Source organism: Neobacillus sp. NPDC093182, from assembly GCF_044754045.1.
In genome coordinates, this window is record NZ_JBIVOI010000009.1 from 235,202 (window position 1) to 253,395 (window position 18,194).

17 protein-coding genes are annotated in these 18,194 nt (G+C 41.6%); 2 read left to right on the forward strand and 15 right to left on the reverse strand.

Annotated elements, in window-relative coordinates:
- Nucleotides 1-176: 176 nt before the first annotated feature.
- Together ACIQAA_RS17810 and bglB are read right to left on the reverse strand one after the other, a co-directional pair.
- Nucleotides 177-1,490: a Gfo/Idh/MocA family protein gene (locus tag ACIQAA_RS17810; protein WP_402621930.1), complete on the reverse strand. Its 1,314-nt coding sequence runs from the start codon at nt 1,488-1,490 to the stop codon at nt 177-179.
- 47 nt (nt 1,491-1,537) lie between these two features.
- The gene (gene bglB, locus ACIQAA_RS17815; RefSeq protein ID WP_402621931.1) at nt 1,538-2,623 is read right to left on the reverse strand and encodes a beta-galactosidase BglB; all 1,086 of its coding nucleotides are present in this window, start codon (nt 2,621-2,623) and stop codon (nt 1,538-1,540) included.
- Nucleotides 2,624-2,993: 370 nt separating this feature from the next.
- Here bglB and ACIQAA_RS17820 point away from each other — a divergent pair, with 370 nt between their 5' ends.
- Both ACIQAA_RS17820 and ACIQAA_RS17825 read left to right on the forward strand, forming a co-directional pair.
- On the forward strand, nt 2,994-5,573 hold the full coding sequence (locus ACIQAA_RS17820; RefSeq protein WP_402622002.1) for a rhamnogalacturonan lyase: 2,580 nt from the start codon (nt 2,994-2,996) through the stop codon (nt 5,571-5,573).
- 148 nt (nt 5,574-5,721) lie between these two features.
- A complete protein-coding gene (locus ACIQAA_RS17825; protein ID WP_402621932.1) occupies nt 5,722-6,108 on the forward strand; it encodes a DUF1398 family protein in 387 nt (128 codons plus the stop codon).
- Between the two features lie 72 nt (nt 6,109-6,180).
- Here ACIQAA_RS17825 and ACIQAA_RS17830 read toward each other — a convergent pair whose 3' ends face one another.
- From ACIQAA_RS17830 to ACIQAA_RS17890, 13 genes are all read right to left on the reverse strand, one after another.
- A complete protein-coding gene (locus ACIQAA_RS17830; RefSeq protein WP_402621933.1) occupies nt 6,181-6,798 on the reverse strand; it encodes an NUDIX hydrolase in 618 nt (205 codons plus the stop codon).
- 150 nt (nt 6,799-6,948) lie between these two features.
- Nucleotides 6,949-7,818, reverse strand: a complete 870-nt coding sequence (locus tag ACIQAA_RS17835) for a fumarylacetoacetate hydrolase family protein (protein WP_402621935.1) — start codon at nt 7,816-7,818, stop codon at nt 6,949-6,951.
- A 153-nt stretch (nt 7,819-7,971) separates the two neighbouring features.
- Complete coding sequence (locus ACIQAA_RS17840; RefSeq protein WP_402621937.1) at nt 7,972-8,205, reverse strand: ATP-binding cassette domain-containing protein; 234 nt, start codon at nt 8,203-8,205, stop codon at nt 7,972-7,974.
- Between the two features lie 125 nt (nt 8,206-8,330).
- A complete protein-coding gene (locus tag ACIQAA_RS17845) occupies nt 8,331-9,311 on the reverse strand; it encodes an electron transfer flavoprotein subunit alpha/FixB family protein (RefSeq protein ID WP_402621939.1) in 981 nt (326 codons plus the stop codon).
- Nucleotides 9,312-9,324: 13 nt separating this feature from the next.
- Nucleotides 9,325-10,125 (reverse strand): electron transfer flavoprotein subunit beta/FixA family protein, encoded by an 801-nt coding sequence (locus ACIQAA_RS17850; protein WP_402621940.1) that lies wholly within the window; start codon nt 10,123-10,125, stop codon nt 9,325-9,327.
- A 30-nt stretch (nt 10,126-10,155) separates the two neighbouring features.
- A complete protein-coding gene (locus tag ACIQAA_RS17855; protein WP_402621942.1) occupies nt 10,156-11,001 on the reverse strand; it encodes an aspartate/glutamate racemase family protein in 846 nt (281 codons plus the stop codon).
- 105 nt (nt 11,002-11,106) lie between these two features.
- Nucleotides 11,107-12,483 carry an FAD-dependent oxidoreductase gene (locus ACIQAA_RS17860; protein ID WP_402621944.1) on the reverse strand — a complete coding sequence of 459 codons (1,377 nt, stop codon included), beginning with the start codon at nt 12,481-12,483 and terminating at the stop codon, nt 11,107-11,109.
- Between the two features lie 5 nt (nt 12,484-12,488).
- On the reverse strand, nt 12,489-12,935 hold the full coding sequence (locus tag ACIQAA_RS17865) for a GlcG/HbpS family heme-binding protein (protein ID WP_402621945.1): 447 nt from the start codon (nt 12,933-12,935) through the stop codon (nt 12,489-12,491).
- Nucleotides 12,936-12,975: 40 nt separating this feature from the next.
- The gene (locus ACIQAA_RS17870) at nt 12,976-13,704 is read right to left on the reverse strand and encodes an SDR family NAD(P)-dependent oxidoreductase (RefSeq protein WP_402621947.1); all 729 of its coding nucleotides are present in this window, start codon (nt 13,702-13,704) and stop codon (nt 12,976-12,978) included.
- A 17-nt stretch (nt 13,705-13,721) separates the two neighbouring features.
- Nucleotides 13,722-15,143, reverse strand: a complete 1,422-nt coding sequence (locus ACIQAA_RS17875; RefSeq protein ID WP_402621949.1) for an FAD-binding protein — start codon at nt 15,141-15,143, stop codon at nt 13,722-13,724.
- 18 nt (nt 15,144-15,161) lie between these two features.
- Nucleotides 15,162-16,034, reverse strand: a complete 873-nt coding sequence (locus ACIQAA_RS17880; protein WP_402621951.1) for an isocitrate lyase/PEP mutase family protein — start codon at nt 16,032-16,034, stop codon at nt 15,162-15,164.
- A complete protein-coding gene (locus tag ACIQAA_RS17885; protein ID WP_402621953.1) occupies nt 16,031-16,867 on the reverse strand; it encodes an adenylyltransferase/cytidyltransferase family protein in 837 nt (278 codons plus the stop codon). Before ACIQAA_RS17885 ends, ACIQAA_RS17880 begins: the two co-directional genes overlap by 4 nt.
- Before the next feature lie 49 nt (nt 16,868-16,916).
- On the reverse strand, nt 16,917-18,113 hold the full coding sequence (locus tag ACIQAA_RS17890) for an acyl-CoA dehydrogenase family protein (RefSeq protein ID WP_402621955.1): 1,197 nt from the start codon (nt 18,111-18,113) through the stop codon (nt 16,917-16,919).
- Nucleotides 18,114-18,194: the final 81 nt, after the last annotated feature.

The following is an 18,194-nucleotide window of genomic DNA, read 5'->3' on the forward strand; positions in this document are numbered from 1 at the left end:
CTTTATGAGGAACCAAAAGCTCGTTTGATTCCCTCTATCTCGATTTTCCTGCATCAACGGTAACCAAAACGTCTCTTTGATTCCCTCTATCTCGATTTTCCTGCTTCCACGGTAACCAAAACGCCTCTTTGATTCCCTTTATCTTGATTTTCCTGCTTCCACGGTAACCAGAAGCACTATAAAACAGCCTTTGAAAAATCTACGTTGCTTTTCAATAATTCCTTAACCTTCATTGGCTTATTTTCTTTCACAGAACGCCATACACCCTCACCAACTGCGATGGAGTATGCGCCTGCCTCGGCACCCGCTAAAATGGAGTAAGGGCGGGTCTGATCGACTCCCATGAAAAGGTCCTCTAACAATACAGGGTCTCCACCACCGTGTCCCCCTCCCGTTTGAAGAACTTGAATCGTCTCTTTTGCCCCGCCAAACAATGGAAAGAACTCAATGGTTTGTTCTGGAACAGAAAATGGAATCCGGCTTAGTTCGTGAAATTCAGTGGTTTCAATTCTTCCTTTCGTTCCGTTAATGGCTAAACGGTAGCCTTCATATGGAAGCGAAAAATTCACCGAATAGCTTAAGAATGCACCCTTGTCATATTTAACAGTGGCTACATACGTATCTTCGATTTCAATTTCATGATCAAAGATACAAGAATCAGGACGATAATGGGTATAATTTTGAGCCGATTTTTCTATGCTGTCCGCTTTGATATGGTCGTCTTTAACGGCCAAATTATTTCGCCGGTTTGACCAACGCATATAGTATGCACACGAAAGTTTCTCATCGCATGTACTGCAATAACGATTGTCAGTTGGGCTTGGATTAAATTCTCCGTTTTTACCAAAGTAATTTAAGGCTCCATAGGCAAACACTTCTTCAGGATTTTGATCCAGCCACCAATTGACTAGGTCAAAATGGTGTGTCGACTTATGAATCGATAATCCGCCTGAAAAATTTCGATTTCGGTTCCATCGTTTAAAGTAACTGGCTCCATGATAGGTATCAATATACCAATTTAAATCAACAGAAGTGACTCTGCCGATTTTCCCTTCTAGAATCAGTTCTTTTATTTTTCGGTGAAACGGATTATAACGATAATTGAAGGCGACGATTACCTTTCCCCTGCTAGTCTTTTCTGCTTCTACTACTCTTCTAGCGTCTGCTGCTTTTGTCACCATTGGTTTTTCTGTTATAACAGTCAAATCATTCTCTAAGCCAAGTAAAATATAATCGATATGAGTATCATCACGGCTCGTTACAATCACGGTGTCAGGATTTGTCTCGTCAATCATTTGTTGGAACTGGTCTGGACGATAAGAGGGAATAGACTTTAATTCTTCGAAACTATCCTTGCAAATTTCTATTCTTCTTGGGTCGCTGTCTAGGACTCCTACAATTTGGTTTTTTGAACCAAATTGATTAAGAATAGAATGAATAAACATTCCTAAAGCTCGATTACTTAATCCACAAACGACTATTTTATTCATGTCTTACCCTCCCATTACCTTATTAAAATTTCGATAAGATTTTAGTTTTATATTCTGTGATATAGGTACTCGACTAATGAGAGTATCGCCATTGATTGTCCGTACGGCATAGCGGTGACAGGAATTTGTTTGTAGAATTCTTGTGTTTCCCCCATTGCTGTTCCAGCTGAGACATGCTGCAATTCACCGGTTTCATCAATGTTTTCAATAACAGCCTTTATCGCCTTTAATCCCATATCCATGTATTTCTTTTCCACATAGCGTTTACGGACGGCTCTTAGTGTTCCAAATGCAAAACCTGCAGTACAGGATGCCTCAACATACGAAGTTGGATCGAGCAACAGGGTATGCCATAAACCGTTTTCATTTTGGCAGGTTTCTAATGCTTCTAATTGTCTTTCGAGAGTATCAATTAACACCTGTCGTACCGGGTCATTCTCTGGGAGTTCTACTAAATCTAAAAATTCAGGAATGGCAATCGTGACCCATGAGTTCCCACGCCCCCACAAGGCTTCAGCAAAGTTGTGATTTCCTTCAAACGTCCACCCATGAAACCACAAACCAGTTTTCTTATCAAATAAATATTTAATATGTATTAAGAATTGCTTTTTTGCCTCTTCCACATATTCCGGCTTATTTAGCAATAAACCAATTTTCGTTAAAGGCAAAACACTCATCATTAGGGTGTCGTCCCATAATTGCTGGTAATTTTCATTGCCAAAAACAACGTGTTGGATTCCGCCATCCTTTGTTCTTGGCATATCGTGGTACAGCCAATCACCCCAGGTTTCTAAATATGGAAGGTAGCTTGGATTTCCTGTTTCTTCATACAAATATGCAAGCGTTAACATTTGTACCATCGTGTTAACATTTTTTTCGACAGGAGGTTCTTTAAACTGATCTTCAAACCACTTTACAATAATGTTTAATACCTCTTCTTTTTTGGTTAATTTATAATATTTCATCATTCCATAAAGGCCGACACCTGCTGTCCATTCCCAATAGTTAAAACTCTTATTATCAATTTTTCTTCCATCGGCAAGGGGTATTGCATATTTCCCGTCAGGATCATTTAGGTTAATTAAGTTATCAATTAGGAGCTCAATTTTCTGTTCGATTTCTTTTCTATGCACCTATGATTTCCTCCTCTAGTGTAATGAATGGTTGAGCAGCATTTTTTAAAAGATTCCTAGTATATACTGTTTCATTATATTTCAACTATTTTTCGTATTTAATTTAAAATTCAGTTTTTATTTATTAAAAAACAGTGATTTCTATACAGTCTGTATTTCTTTGATATTTTAGCTGCACCATCCAGATAGCAGCGTAATAGGTCATTTAGCCTGTGAAAATAGGCTTAATCAGCGAATTTTGTACCTAGATAGCACTGTTTTTTTATTAAAGAGAACTGATTATTAAATTTATTGTTCAGAATATTTAAAATAGAATTCTTTGTAAGCGTGTTCATTCTAATAAAAATGACCAAGCAAAATTTGAAGGAGGATATCAAATTTGAAGAAAAAATTTACTAAGAAGGTCCTTTCTACTGCACTCGCTCTGCCCTTACTCTTAACAGGTGTTTCGGGTGTATCTGCTGGCGAAAGTCAGAAAAACAATGTCACTAGTAATCTCCCAGGAATCCAATTAGAGTTTCTTGACCGCGGTTTAGTTGCTGCTCCCACATCTCAGGGTGTATTCCTAAGCTGGAGATTATTAGCGAATGAAGTGTCAGGTTACTCTGAAACGGGATTAACTGGCGTCAACTTCAATGTTTACCGTGATGGCAAATTGATTGGAAGCGTAGAGGATAGTACCAACTTTGTCGATCTAGACGGGAAATCTGATTCCCGTTATTATGTGCGCTCCGTCTTAAATGGAAAAGAGCTGGATCAAAGTGCTTCCATATCACCTTGGAAGCAATCATATGTTGATTTACAGCTGCAAAAGCCTGCAGATGGAGTAACTCCAGCTGGTGAGAATTATACCTATTCTGCCAATGATATGAGTGTTGGGGATGTTGATGGAGACGGGCAATATGAGTATTTTGTTAAGTGGGATCCTTCCAATTCTAAGGACGTTTCACAAAAAGGCTACACTGGTAACACGTATATTGACTGCTACAAATTTGATGGAACTCTATTATATCGAATTGACCTAGGTGTTAATATCCGTTCAGGAGCTCACTATACCCAATTCTTAGTTTATGATTTTGATGGTGACGGAAAATCCGAAATTATGTTCAAAACCGCGCCTGGTACTAAGGTGATTAAATTTGATAAAGCTGGAAATATCACCTCCGAAAAATTTATTACTATGCCTCAAAAGGACATCGACGCTGGATATAGTAATGAAGATGATTACCGGATGAGCCGAGAAGATTATTATAATCATGTTGTGAAAATGTTTATGGGTTGGGATAAGCATCAAGAAGTAGTCAAAGGAAACTGGCCAAGTACCCTTGAGGAAGCATTTGGTATCGATAAACAATATTCCTATCCCCTATCTAAAGAAGATGCCGTAAGCTTAACCAATTACTTTATGGATGTTTACGCACCTAAAAGAAGTGGAAACAACAAATTAAGAGAATTTGAGGGCTTTATTTTAGAAGGGCCAGAATATTTGACTGTTTTTAATGGTGAAACAGGCGAAGAAATGGATACGATTGATTACAAGCCAGGGCGGCATGACGATGGTCTTATGTGGGGTGACTATGCAATGGCTAGAATTGAGCCTGGCAACCGTGTCGACCGTTTCCTTGCAAATGTCGCCTACCTTGATGGTGATAAACCATACGCCGTGTTTGCACGCGGCTATTATACAAGATCCAATCTCGTTACATATAGCTGGGATGGGGAAAATCTTAAGGAAAACTGGGCCATTGACAGCGGCTGGACACCCATGACCAATCCATTTAATGATGGTCCTCATGGCAGAGACGGAACTGATCCGGAATATGGCACTCTCACCACCCAAGGTGCACACTCCCTAAGTGCTGCAGATGTTGATGGCGACGGCAAACAAGAAATTGTTTACGGCAGTGCGACGATTGATGATGACGGCTCACTATTATACAGTTCAATGGATACAATGCCTGGAGAAAGTGCAGCACCTGGCACCACAGCTAGACTTGGGCATGGTGATGCCTTGCATGTAACAGATATTGATCCGAACAGGCCTGGAATGGAAATCTTTATGGTGCACGAAGGTGGAGCATGGGCACCATATGGTTATTCATTACGGGATGCAAAAACAGGTGAGATAATTTATGGAGGCTATACGGGTAGGGATACTGGCCGCGGTATGGTTGGTGATATAGATCTATCCAAGCCTGGTTTAGAAACGTGGGCTAATACAGGGGTCGGATTATGGACAGCAGCAGGGGAAAAAATTTCTTCCTCCGCTCCAGGTACAAACATGAATATTAAATGGGCCGCAGATATGACCACTCAAATTGTGGATGGTTCGGGCAATGGTACGACTGCCATAGACGATTGGAAAAAAGGCAGAGTCCTTACCGCTACAGATACTAGAACCAATAATGGTACAAAGGGTAACCCAAGTTTAGTAGCAGATATTTTTGGAGACTGGAGAGAAGAACTTTTAGTAAGAACTGCAGATAGTTCAGCCATTCGTATTTATACTAGTACTGAGGTGACAAACCACAAATTGTATACCTTGATGCACGACGCTCAATATCGTGCTGAAGTAGCAAGACAAAGTACAACCTATAATCAGCCATCCTATACAAGCTTCTACTTTGGCTCGGATACTGATTGGGCGAATGTCCCGGTTCCAAGCTTTTCTACACCTGGCGTGTTATCAGTATTAGAAGGGGAAATGTCTGATTATCAAGCTAATGGTGAATTGACTGGACCGTTAGCTGCCAAATTAGAAAATTCACTTAGACAAGCAGCACACCACTTGGAAAAAGGATCTGTAGACCAGGCTTTGAAATTTATTGAGAAATACAAATCTGAAATTAATCATAGCCGAAACGCAGGTGACATTTCTGAAAATGCAAAATTAAACCTGTCGCATAAGGCTGAATTATTAATCGGTATGTGGGAAAGAATGAATAATTAATTACAAATGTGACATGCGGGACGGTTCTGTTGGCTTTTTTTGGGAGGAGTTAATAAAACCAGAAGAACCGTCCCCATGGCACTCCAGTAGGCATAACAGTTCGCTTTTCGGTTAAAATGATGAAGAAACTTTAGATGGAGGAACCAACATGTATGATAATCTAACGGAAAAAGAGTTACATAAGATTATTGAAAGAAGAAGTACAGGAAAAACAAACTTCGGTGAATTTTTGGAGGATTTATCTCAAATTGGGGTTATTCAATACGATATTAATGTTGCTACGGGCCAAGCCACTTACAAGGGCGAGCACTCAGAGGTAAAAACAGATCCTCAAGTTCAATTTGTCATTTCAAATGATTTTAATAGAAACCAGGCATTACAAGCAATCGCCAGCATTGCACTTCCCTTTTTAGACTTTCTAAGAGAGCTGGCTGCCGCAGGAGTTACAACCTATAACGTAAATATTATCGAGAAACAGGCTACGTACCTTGGTATCAATGGTGACCAAATAGTAGAACCGCTGCAGCTATCATAGTTCTTAGCGTAGAGTACATAAAAAGCGTTAATCTTTTTATATTAACGCCCCTTGATACATTATAGAAAATTGTTATATATGTTCTTTTATTTTTTCGAGAACGGTTCTGTAAAATTTATTTTGATGAGGTACGAATTTTTCCTTTCCTACATGCTCTTCAAAATAAATTTTATTTCCGTCTTCTGTTACTGTAAATCCTGTTATCTTAATTATTTCCCTTTTGCCAAACCAAAGCTCAGCAAATTCATTCAACTCAACTTTTACAATACAAGCCACTTCATCTTGAAGAATAAAGTCATCAAAGGATTTTTCACTTTTATACAAAAAAGTATGTGCTAATTCTTTATCAATAAAATCTTTTTCTATAACACAATAGTCAATGATTCCTAATGGGATTAAATCCCTGATGTGGATATCAATCCCTACCTCTTCCTTAATCTCCCTTACACCATCCTCAACGGATTCGTCAGCTAGTAGATGTCCCGCTGCCGTAATATCCAAAAGATTTGGGTAGTCCTTTTTTGTTTTACTGCGGAGTTGTAAATAGAGATAATTCTTTTCCTGTTCTTTCCTAATAAACCAACAATGGAAAGTTTCGTGCCAATAACCCAGTCTATGTACATCCTCACGAGAAACAACGCCTATCGGATTCCTGTTTTCATCAAAAATTTTTAATTGTTCCGTTTCCATACACTCTTCCCCCTTTACCTTACACGTCCAGTATCGACTATTACCGATAACGACTACATTGTATCACTATGTATATAGACCAGCTATAGGAAAAGAAAATGACCTGTGGGATTCACAAGTCATTGGTACAGAGTACACACCATTTCTAGGTTAGTCTTCTTTTTTCAATTTATTCATTAGGCTTCCAAGGCCATCAATCTCACAAACTATCTCATCACCTGGTTTTAACCAGTTTTTTTCCTCCATTCCCATAATAACGCCCTCTGGTGTACCCGTATAAATAACGTCACCTGGCTGAAGTGTCATAATTTGCGACAAATCACTAATAAGCTGAGCTGTAGTGAAAATCATATCTTCCGTGTTTGAATTTTGGCGCAGTTCACCATTCACCCAGCACTTTAAGTTCAAGTTTTTTGGATTAGGTACCTCATCTGCTGTTACGATATAAGGTCCAAGGGGAGCAAATCCGTCGATCGCTTTTCCATAGAGCCATTGATGACTGCGGAATTGAAGCTCACGTACGGAAAGATCATTGCCAACCGCATATCCAAACACATAATCTAAAGCATTTTCAACAGAAACATTTCTCGCCGGTTTTCCAATTACCGCTACTAATTCGACTTCGTAATCCACTTGTTTAGCCATTTTTGGTACCGGTATTTCCTCACGATGCCCAGAAAGACTATTGGCATATTTAGCAAAATAAATAGGTTCTTCAGGGATAGCAAGACCGGACTCTATAGCATGTTTACGGTAATTAGCTCCAACACATATCACCTTTCCCGCATTTGGAATTGCTGGTGCGTATTGAATAGTTTCTTCATTCAATTTCTTATCGGAACTTGCAATTATTTCCGTTAATGCTTGTAATGCTTCATTCCCGCCCTCAATAACCTCTAAAACCGTTTTTGGGGCAGCAATTCCTGTTCTCTCAGAAACAGCTTGGACATCAATAATTCCATCTTCTATTTTAACACCTAGTTTTACACGTTGATTCTCATAGTAAGAAAGTACCTTCATCTCATTCACCATCCCATTAACTTTTATATATCTATATAATAGAAACTTTTTCACTGTCTTTCTAGAATAAATCTATCTATTTTTTAGAAATTTTCCAATAACTTGTATTGAAAAGCTGTCGAATGAAAAGGATTGACGCTCTGTTCGTTTATTCTAAACCTGCACCTGTACTCTTGATACAAACGGCCGATTGTTTTCCCAATGAACTTGAACAGGAAGTTCGAAAAATTGGGTAAGCTTTTCATTTGAAATCATTTCACTTGTATTTCCAGCGGCAAACACCTGTCCCTCTTTTAGGAATAAGGTTTTATTGAAGACAGGTACTATTTCTTCTACACGATGGGTCTCACGCTTATCAATTTGCCAGTTAACATTTTCTAAAATCAATCTGCCTTCTCAGCGTAAGTTTACATCTTCAAGCTTTACTACCATATCCTTTATCCCACCTTTAAAAAAGAAAATCCCCAACGTATTTCGATTGAGGATGTCTTTATTATTTCATGCTGAAATGCTTAAACAAGTACCTTTTTTAGTTTTTCAGTTAGTGCTTGAATAACATTTTTGTAGTCAGCAACGACACCAATATTGGCTCGTTTAAAGATAGGAGCTTCCGGATCTGTGTTAATCGCAACAACTGTCTTGGCGTTTGTAATTCCAGCAAGATGCTGACTGGCACCAGATATTCCGACTGCAATATAAAGATCAGGAGCAACGACGGCACCCGTCTGACCTACCTGAAGGTTTGAGGGAACCCAACCGGCATCACATGCCGCTCGCGAAGCACCGACTGTACCTCCAAGTAAATTTGCAAGAACCTGCAGTTCAGTAAAGCCTTCTGGACCACCTAGGCCACGGCCTCCTGAGATGATGATTCGAGCATCCTCCAGACGAATATCCGATAATGCAGCTTGAATTTTTACAACCAGCTTTGTAACGATCATCTCTTCTGAAGGGGCATAATCCACTTCAATAATCTCACCTTTACTAGTTTCATCCGGCACATTCACATCCTGGCTCTTTTGACGAATACCAACTACTACCTTCTGACGAGTAGTGGAGTATTCTCCGAACGCCTTATCACCATAAATGGGACGAATCCAACTTAATTTTTCACTGTTAGCAGTGTAATCGACTACTTCGGTAATAGCGGAGGCACCAATACGCGCAGCTAGTCTTCCTACTAAATCCTTACCAATCTTGTCAAAGGAGAGGATAAGCATGTCGGCTCCAGACTGTTGAAAAACAGTGTGGATGCTACTAACAAACAGTTCAACATCATATTCTGCTAACAGAGGGTTAGAAATGGTATATGCGATACTTGCCCCACTGGCAATTGCTTCCCTAGCGCCAGCCTCAGCGTAAGGTCCAAGAGTGACAGAACGAACTTCACCTCCCGTTGAACTAGCCAAGCGGCTGCCAAAGGCAAGTGCTTCCTTGGCCTCTGAACTCAGGCCATCCCCCTGTTGGTTTGCAAATACAAGAATTCTCGTCATAGTTGAATTCCTCCTATAAGATCTTGAGAGCCAAGAGCCGGTCAGCTAATTTGCCAGCAAGTTCTGCACCATCATCACCAGGCAAGACCTCACAAACTACCTCCCTATTCAGGACGTATGCCCGCTCGAGCTTAACACCTGATTGACAGCGCTCACGATCAAGATTAAGATCTTCTGATTCTAATAGCGTAATAGGTTTACTTCTCGCCAGTCTAATATCCTTAACCTTTGGAAGTCTTGGAACGTTTGTCTCAGAGCTGATAATGGTAAATACAGAAGGAGTTGGAACACTGACAACGGCATATCCACCTTCAACTTCAACAGTAACCTTTGCATTATTCTCTTCCACCTCAAGCTCTGAAACAAGTGTCACGCAAGGAATTCCTAGTTCCTCAGCCATAACAGGTCCAACGAGACCTTCCTCGATATCACTTGCTTGGTAACCTGTAAGCACAAGTTGGGCTCCACCTAAGGATTTAATGGTTTGTGCTAGAATATGGCCAACAGCCTGTCCGTCTAGATTCTCCCATTCTTCATCCCACACCCTTACTGCTGCATTCGCGGTAAAAGCTAGTGCCCTGCGCAGTACCTCCTCCGATTCCTCATCTCCGAGACAAAGTGCGGTAACGGTTGCTCCTGGAACCTTGTCACGAAGTTGAACAGCGAGTTCAAGGGCATTCTCAGCAAATGAGTCGATTACCAAATCAGTGTCACTATTTTCAGGACGATTCGTGTCAGGGTCTATTTTAAAATATTTCGGTGTAATTTCTGGATCTAGAACCTGTTTAAGGCAGACAACGATGTGCATATTCATTTCACCTCTTAATTTGTTAATATTTGTGTTTTAAACTCCTATCCCTTTAACAGAAAGTCCTTTATCGTCTTTAGGATTAGGAGAAGGTATGAGTCCATACATTTCTCGTAGTCTTTCCACTGCTTCAACAGGCGGCTTTGCATTGTAGAATCCTCTGCGTGTCATATAAACACCTGAGTTTTTTTGCAAATCTACGAGTGACTCGCACATCTTAATTGCGGCTGCAAAGGAGTCAACCACTGGTACATCTCCAATTCTAGAAATTCCATGGGTAGCTAAAAAGACATTCATTGGACCCTCTCCAGGAATGATTACATCCGCTCCATCTGCAATCGCTGACTGAGCTGCCTTTTTGAAGGATTCAATGATTGGCTCTGGGTCATTAAATCCAGCCATAATATCCTCAAAGCCCACTTCGGTCTGAACGATTGGTCCAAGTTTACCTCCTAAACCGTACTTGTCAGCATTGTGACGGAGCTGTTCCGCTAATGGAGCCAGGAAATTTACCACTCCTATACGGTCCCCAAGCATGGAGGCCATATGGAAGGAGGCTTGACCATACCCCACTACTGGAATATCTACCAGCGTACGTGCTACTAAAAGGCCAACATCCGGGATGGTTGCGATGAACATTGCGTCGTAACCGGCTTTTTCAGCTGTTAGCGCAGCTCGTACGAACTGTTCCCGGTGGAGATTTTGCAGGTAGGAATGGGTAATAAAGATTCCCGGGTAATGAGAAGGATATGTCTCTTCCGACATACCATGTAAAACAACCTCTACATCAGGGCGGGCAATCCTGCTTACATGTTTGATGATTGCATCCCGATAATGCGGCACCCGGTCAATCGTTGTAAGACTTTGATGCCAGATTTTCATATCGAAGACCTCCTTTTTCATCGATTTGTATATAAATAAAGTTGAATTTTTAATATATATCAGCGTTCCTCGGAATATATCGGCGTTGCGCCCAATCCAAAAAAATCAAACTACGGCTTTCTCAGATAACGCCTCTCGAACTGCTATTCTTCCAAAGACGGCTGCCTTCCCTAACGAACTTCCCGTCATGTACCCAGCTCCATGGAATCCGCCCGTTACTTCTCCCGCAGCATACAATCCTGGAATGTGCTCACCAAAAGGATTTACTACCTTGGCTGCAGCATTGACAGACACCCCTGCATAGGTGGCAAGCATAGCGACCGTTGATTCGAATGCATAGAACGGTGCTTTTTCAATTGGTGTTGGTTTACCATAGTTATGTGTCAAAGAAGTTCTGCCGAAATCAGAATCTTCTCCGTTTAGAACGCCTTGATTATATCTAGAAATGGTATCTTCCAAGACTTCCAGTGGTACATCAATACAGTCTGCTAATTCCTCCAAGGTATCAGCCTTGTAAAGTAGTCGACGCCTCTTTAGCAATTCAAAATCATATAGCGGGTCATCAAAAACACTCTTATCCATCACAGTCTGATCCCAAACCTGATAACTAATCTGCTCAGGCTGTTCGAACGCTGCTTTTCCTAGTAGTTTGTAAGAAATAGATTCATTTACGAACCGCTTGCCCTGTTGGTTAACCATAATAGCACCTTTATAAAAAGCCAATCCCTGCGACTTTACCGGTCCTGCTGCAGTTGGATGGAATCCATATGTTCCATTTAAATACGGAAGATCCTGGACCCATGCACCATGTTCCCATGCCATCCGAATTCCGTCTCCGTGATTTCCAGCACCGCCAATTCTTAATGCTCCCTTTAATTGAGGTGCAAAATGATTCAACAGCTCTTCACTTTTAGCAAAACCTCCAGAGGCAATCAATACCCCTCTAGCAGCAAGTGCTTTTTTCTCTTTGCCATCGACCTCGTATACTACCGTATCAATCCGTCCTTCAGCATTCTTAAGTAATCTTCTTGCTGGAGCATTGAAACAAATCGTCACGTTTGGTAATTGCTTAACCCTTCGGTGCAGGGACTGGATTGCTTGATGAGGATCAATAATATGTCCGCGTGGAACACTATGCCCGCTTACTGCTTCCAACGCTCTGAACTCGACACCGTGGTCAACCAGCCATTGATAGGTTTCTAGCTGGTGTTTGCCATAGGCAGCAACGAGTGTTTGATCATTTACTCCGCCGCCAACCTCCACCATGTCAGCCACTAGGGATTCGGTTGAATCCATGATTCCTGTCTGCTCCTGCATATCCGTACCGGCAAATGCCATATACCCTGAACTGAGGACCGTGCTGCCGCCAAGTTCATCCTGCTTTTCAAGGAGCAGGACGTTCGCGCCCTGCTCCCCTGCCTCCACCGCGGCGCACATACCTGCAAGTCCCCCGCCAAGAATGACCAAATCATAGCGATCCATTATTTTCACTCCCCAGATTCAAAGGCTTTTAATACTTCTAGAGCCGCTTGGCATACTTGCATATCATGTGAATAATGTCCGCCGCTCACTCCGATTCCACCAATAAGTTCGTTATTAATTTTAATTGGGTATCCGCCGCCAAAAATAACTAATCTTGGTGTGTGAACAATACCGTGAAATAATGGTGGATCATCCTTTAGTCTGTCATACCATTCATGTGTTGCACGATTGTATGCCGCGGCAGAAAATGCCTTATTTTGAGCGATTTCAAGACTTAAGACGGGAGCACCATCCATCGCATTAAATGCTTTTAAATTACCTGGCTTATCAACAATGGCAATACTGAACGGAATACCAAGCTCTTTTCCCTTTTCTAATGCGGCCACAAGCATTTTATTTGCTAATGCTAGACTAATATTTTTTGATTCAATTGCTGTTGTAAAGTTTTCCATATACGTTCCCCTTTTCTATCAACAGAATAGTTTATTATTTTTATAAATTAACTGGCCTTCCATTGCCGAAGGCTTCAATCACAGTCGCCGAAACGGCTTTCATTTTTGGCAGACACAAATCAACAATTACAGTTGCCATGTCAATTGGATGAAGCCAATTATCTTTGTTCGCATCCGGAGCAATATCTTCCATCATCTTTGTGTCAACTGGGCCTGGGCAGACAGCATTTACCCTAACATTAAATGGTTTTAACTCTTCACCTAATGCTTTTGTAAATCCAATTACGGCAAATTTAGAGGTAATATAGGCACTTCTGTCCGGACCGCCTTTTGTTCCCCAAATGGATGATACATTGATAATGACACCATTTCTTTTCTCTTTCATTTGCGGTACTACTGCTTTCGCACATAAAAATACACCGCGGGTATTGATTTCTTGGACAAAGTCCCACTCTTCAACCGTCGTTTCATCGAATGGCTTTAGCAGCATGACACCGGCATTATTGATTAAAATATCAATATTTCCAAGTTTTTCTACCGTTTTCTGAACAGCTTTGTTCACATCATCCTCAGAGCGTACATCACCAGCAAGAGCGATAGCTTCGCCTCCAAGCTCCTCCCTTATATAAGCGGCCACCTCCGTAGTTTCTGATAGACTTCGAGAAAAAACAGCTACTTTTGCCCCCTGCTTTGCTAAAAGCAGGCAGGTTTCCCGGCCAATCCCTCTGCCGCCGCCAGTTACAAATGCAACTTTATTTTTTAATTCCAAAGGTCAACACCCCTTCTTTACACCCCAAGTTTTTTAAAATCGCTAACGTAAGACGCTGCATGCTCACCAGCACGTTTACCAAACACGAGTCCGCGAAGCACGGATGTGCCGCCAGGATATTTGCCATAGTAAAGACCAGCTGTTTCACCTGCGACGTACAATCCTGGAATTACATCATCATCCTGCGACAAAACCCGCCCATTTGTATCAGATGCTAAGCCTCCATTCGTGAAAACATTGGAGCAGACAATTGGATAGGCAATGTATGGCGCCTTATCGATCGTAATCGCCCAATTTGATTTTGGCGGTGTAATCCCTACAGCCTGTTTTCCGTCCTTCTTATCCCAGTGGAATTCCCCAGGCTGTACAGCGGCATTAAAGGCTTTGACCGTTGCAGTCAACTGATCTGCTGGCACCCCAATTTTCACTGCTAACTCCTCAAGGGTGTCTGCCTCAATCGCCGGTTTATCTGTTTCTATCGCTCTCTCATAATTCGGAATATCGAACATTTTTTGGTCACTGATCATATAAGCTATATGGTCAGGGAGATCGTAGAAAATTTTGCGGGCTACCGCTTCATATTGTTCGTCTACTGTGGAAATTCCTTCATCGACAAAACGGCTGCCATTTTTATCGACCAAAATCGCATAAGGGTAAGTCATGACAGCTGCTTCTTCCCGCTTACTTCTAGGGTCCACTGGTTCTGCATGAAAGGAATCGAACTGACCGGCTCCTTTTGCACCAATTGCCATTGCCATCCGGATACCTTCCCCTTTGTTGTAAAGGCCGCCTTCTGCTACAGTACGAATTTTATGTGCATCCCTGCCAACATACTGTGCCATCATCTCCTGATTTCCCTGGAATCCGCCAGCTGCAAGGACAACGGCACCGACTTTCAGCTGCAGCGAGTTTCCACCCTTAACCCGAACCATAAGTCCATTTATCGCACCCTCGTCATCAAGCAACAATTTCCAAGCTGTCGCCTCATAAATAATTTCAACTCCCAGACCTCCTGCCCGGCGTGATAATGTATCAATGATAGCCCTGCCGCCGCCAACTGGAAGTAACCGCGGCCTTGAAGCAGTTAGGAACATGGTTGGCAGGTAGTCGAATTCTACACCCTTTTCCTCTACCCAGCGCAGTGTACTGCCTGCGTTTTCCGCGAGAGTTTCTATGTACTCCCTATCAGAGAAATGATCTGAGAACGCCATCATATCTTCTACAAAGTTGTCTGCTATTTCGTCAATATTCTTCATTCGCATGTAAGAGGCTGTCCACCTTGAGTTTCCGCCGCGATGATCGTAATCCGTGCGTTCTAGGATCGCTATTCGTAAATTCCTTCCTGCCTGCTTGGCACTTTCCGCAGCGGACAAAGCTGCTGCTGTTCCTGCCACACCACAGCCAATTACCACAATGTCATAATCCAATTCTCTCTCCACTTTCGTAACCTCCTAGTATTAATTATTATATAAATACTTCTTTTCCCAATCTTTGATTTGATTAAGTTTGAAAAGAGATTGTCTTTCCTCCCAGGTACAAATCAAAGGTAATAGATTTTCCTGAGAGCCTTCTTCTTTAAGAATTCTTAAAGATTCAGTGATTCCTTTAATGGCCGAGCGAAGCGCTGTATTTGCACACAGCATGATTTTAAACCCAATTTCTTCTGCTTCTTTTAAGGAAATAAGCGGTGTTTTGCCGCCTTCTACTAAGTTAATAACCTGCGGAATTCCTTTTAGTGAACTTGTAATTTGCCGTAATTGTTGAACTGTATTTGGTGCTTCGACAAAAATAATATCGGCACCCGCTTCGTAATAGGCAAAAGCCCTGTCAATAGCGTCTTCCACACCATTAACGGCTATTGCATCAGTGCGTGCCATAATCGCGAGATTTTCATCTTTTCTAGCATCTAAGGCAGCCTTGATTTTCCCGACCATTTCTTCCTTAGAAATAACTTCTTTACCGTTAAAATGACCGCATTTCTTTGGTGATACCTGGTCCTCCATTTGAATGGCAGCCACACCTGCACGTTCAAACTCTTTTACAGTCCGAATGACATTGATCGCATTTCCGAACCCAGTATCGCCATCTACTACGATTGGAATATTGGTAACGTCGGCCATTCTTGCAACAATATCAACCACTTCCTTTAGAGAAGTAAGTCCCACGTCAGCCCAGCCAAGCTGTGCATTGGATATACCAGCACCCGTTGCGTAAATCGCCTTAAAGCCAGTTTCTTCTATTAACTTTGCAGACATCGCATCATAGGCGCCGGGCAGGATAAAGGAACCGGGTTCTTGAAGCAGTTTTTGAAAGTCTTTGCATTTATTCATAGAGTTAATCCTCCAACTTTTAAAATAGGACGAGAAGAGGAAGCATCCTCGGAGATACGTTTATGCCAAACAATCGATAGCTCCCCAAATAAATATAGCGGCAGTTCTGAAACCGGTTTGAGAGAGTTTTCTTCCACAATTACTTCAGTACGTTTTGATAAATTTCTTATATTAATTGTTACCGCATATTTTCCGGGTGCAGGCAGAGTATAGTATGGATTCAGCTTGAATGATTGACCATCCCACATTCCTGCTATTTCATAGAAGCAGCCGAGAAAATCTGGCAGTTCCTCTACATTGCCTGCAGCTAATCTTTCTCGTATGCTGGTAGAGCTGATTTTCTCGCCACGGCATGCCACTTTTTCCACCTTTGTCACCTCTATGCTTCCACCACTGTCACCCTGCAAACGATCTAAATTTCCGATTCCCCTGGAACCATAAGTAAAATCAAAACCAGCAACTGCATGAATAACCCCTAGATTAACCAGATAATCATTAACATATTGTTCAGGTGAAAGAGCGGCAAATTCCCTAGTGAATTCAACAATATAAAACGTATCAACACCAAGCCCCCGAAGAATTTTCTCCTTACCAGAAAGGGGCATTAAATAGTCAATTTGTTTTTCCCCATTAGATAGGACAGACTTTGGATGTGGAAAGAAACTCATTACAGAGAGCTGCACACCCTTTTCTTGTGCTTTCCGTAAAGCTGTTTTGATTACTTCACGATGTCCGTAATGGAGACCATCAAAAAAACCAAGTGCTATTACACATGCATCTGCTTTTCCCTGCCAATCTGCCAAATTATCACGGTTTATATAGATTGTTTCCATACAGTCTCCCTTCTTCTTGATCGAGATTGTTTAATAGATTAGGAGCGTTCTAATATCTTAGGGCATTCGACTCTAACCCAGAAAGTACACGTCCATAGTTTTCTTTTGTGATTAACGGTGAAAGTGTTCTGTGTGAATAAAGCGTCCAAAAATCCCGGAAAATTCTTTGCAATGGATGACCTTCATAAACATAACCTGATCCGCTTGCGAGAATTAGAATATCGAGTGCTTCCTTACTAACTTGGTTCGCATATCCGATATCCGCTAAAGCCTTTACTCGTGCTTGACGATCCATAAATTCTCCGCTGGCAGCCCATGCATCAAGCTCATCTGCCACACGGTAGTAATGCATGGAAGCGGTATCAATTTTCAGCGCGGCGTCAGCTAGTAACGAGTGCAGGGTAGGTGAATCACGTAAATATTCAACTCCGATATGTGCAGCTTTTCGATTTGGGAGTGTGTCTTGGAAAAATTCTAACGCGGCCTTTACCAATCCTAAGCCCGGCAATGCTAAAGACAGAGCTAGGGATGGAAAAAGTGCCGTACTATATAATGGGATATCTCTTAAATGGTCTGATTTAAATGTTCCGTTCAACACTTCCGGAAAAGAAACGACTCGGTGATCCGGGATAAATACGTTGGTCATTTTTACACTGTTACTGCCAGTGCCTTTGAGCCCCATAACATGCCAGTCATCCATAATCTCTAACTCTTCAAAAGGAAGTGTCATCAGCGCTTGATCTACGAGGTTTTCATCATCGTCCCTGATTGCCATTCCGAAGTATCCCCATGTGGCATGAAGCGATCCGGAGCAGAACATCCAGAAACCTTCTTCGATTAAATAACCACCTTCGACTTTTCTAGCAATACATTTTCTAGGTTCATATACTCCAGCAAACAGGACATTATCTTCATTCTCTCCGAAGATTTCTTGGTGTGTTTTTTCCGAAAATGATTCCGCTACCATGAGTTCCCGAATGGCACACAGTGATAAAATCCAGCCTGTAGAAGCACATCCGCGGGAGATTTCGACAATACAATCAGAATAGGTTCTCATGCTAGTTTGATAGCCGCCATAAATCCTTGGCCGAAGTAACTTGAATAATCCTGCTTCTTTTAAGTCGTTCATCGTTGCTTCTGGTATCCGGCGAATTTCTTCCGTCTCTTTTGCTCTTTCTCTAAGCTTCGGAACGAGGGCTTTTGCTTTATCTACAAGATACGTGTCACTATAGGTAACGTTTGTCATGGTACTATCTCCTTTTCAACTTTATTTCACTTTTTCGTTTAAGTTCTTAACTAAATTTTAGAAAATTACAAAATCAATTTA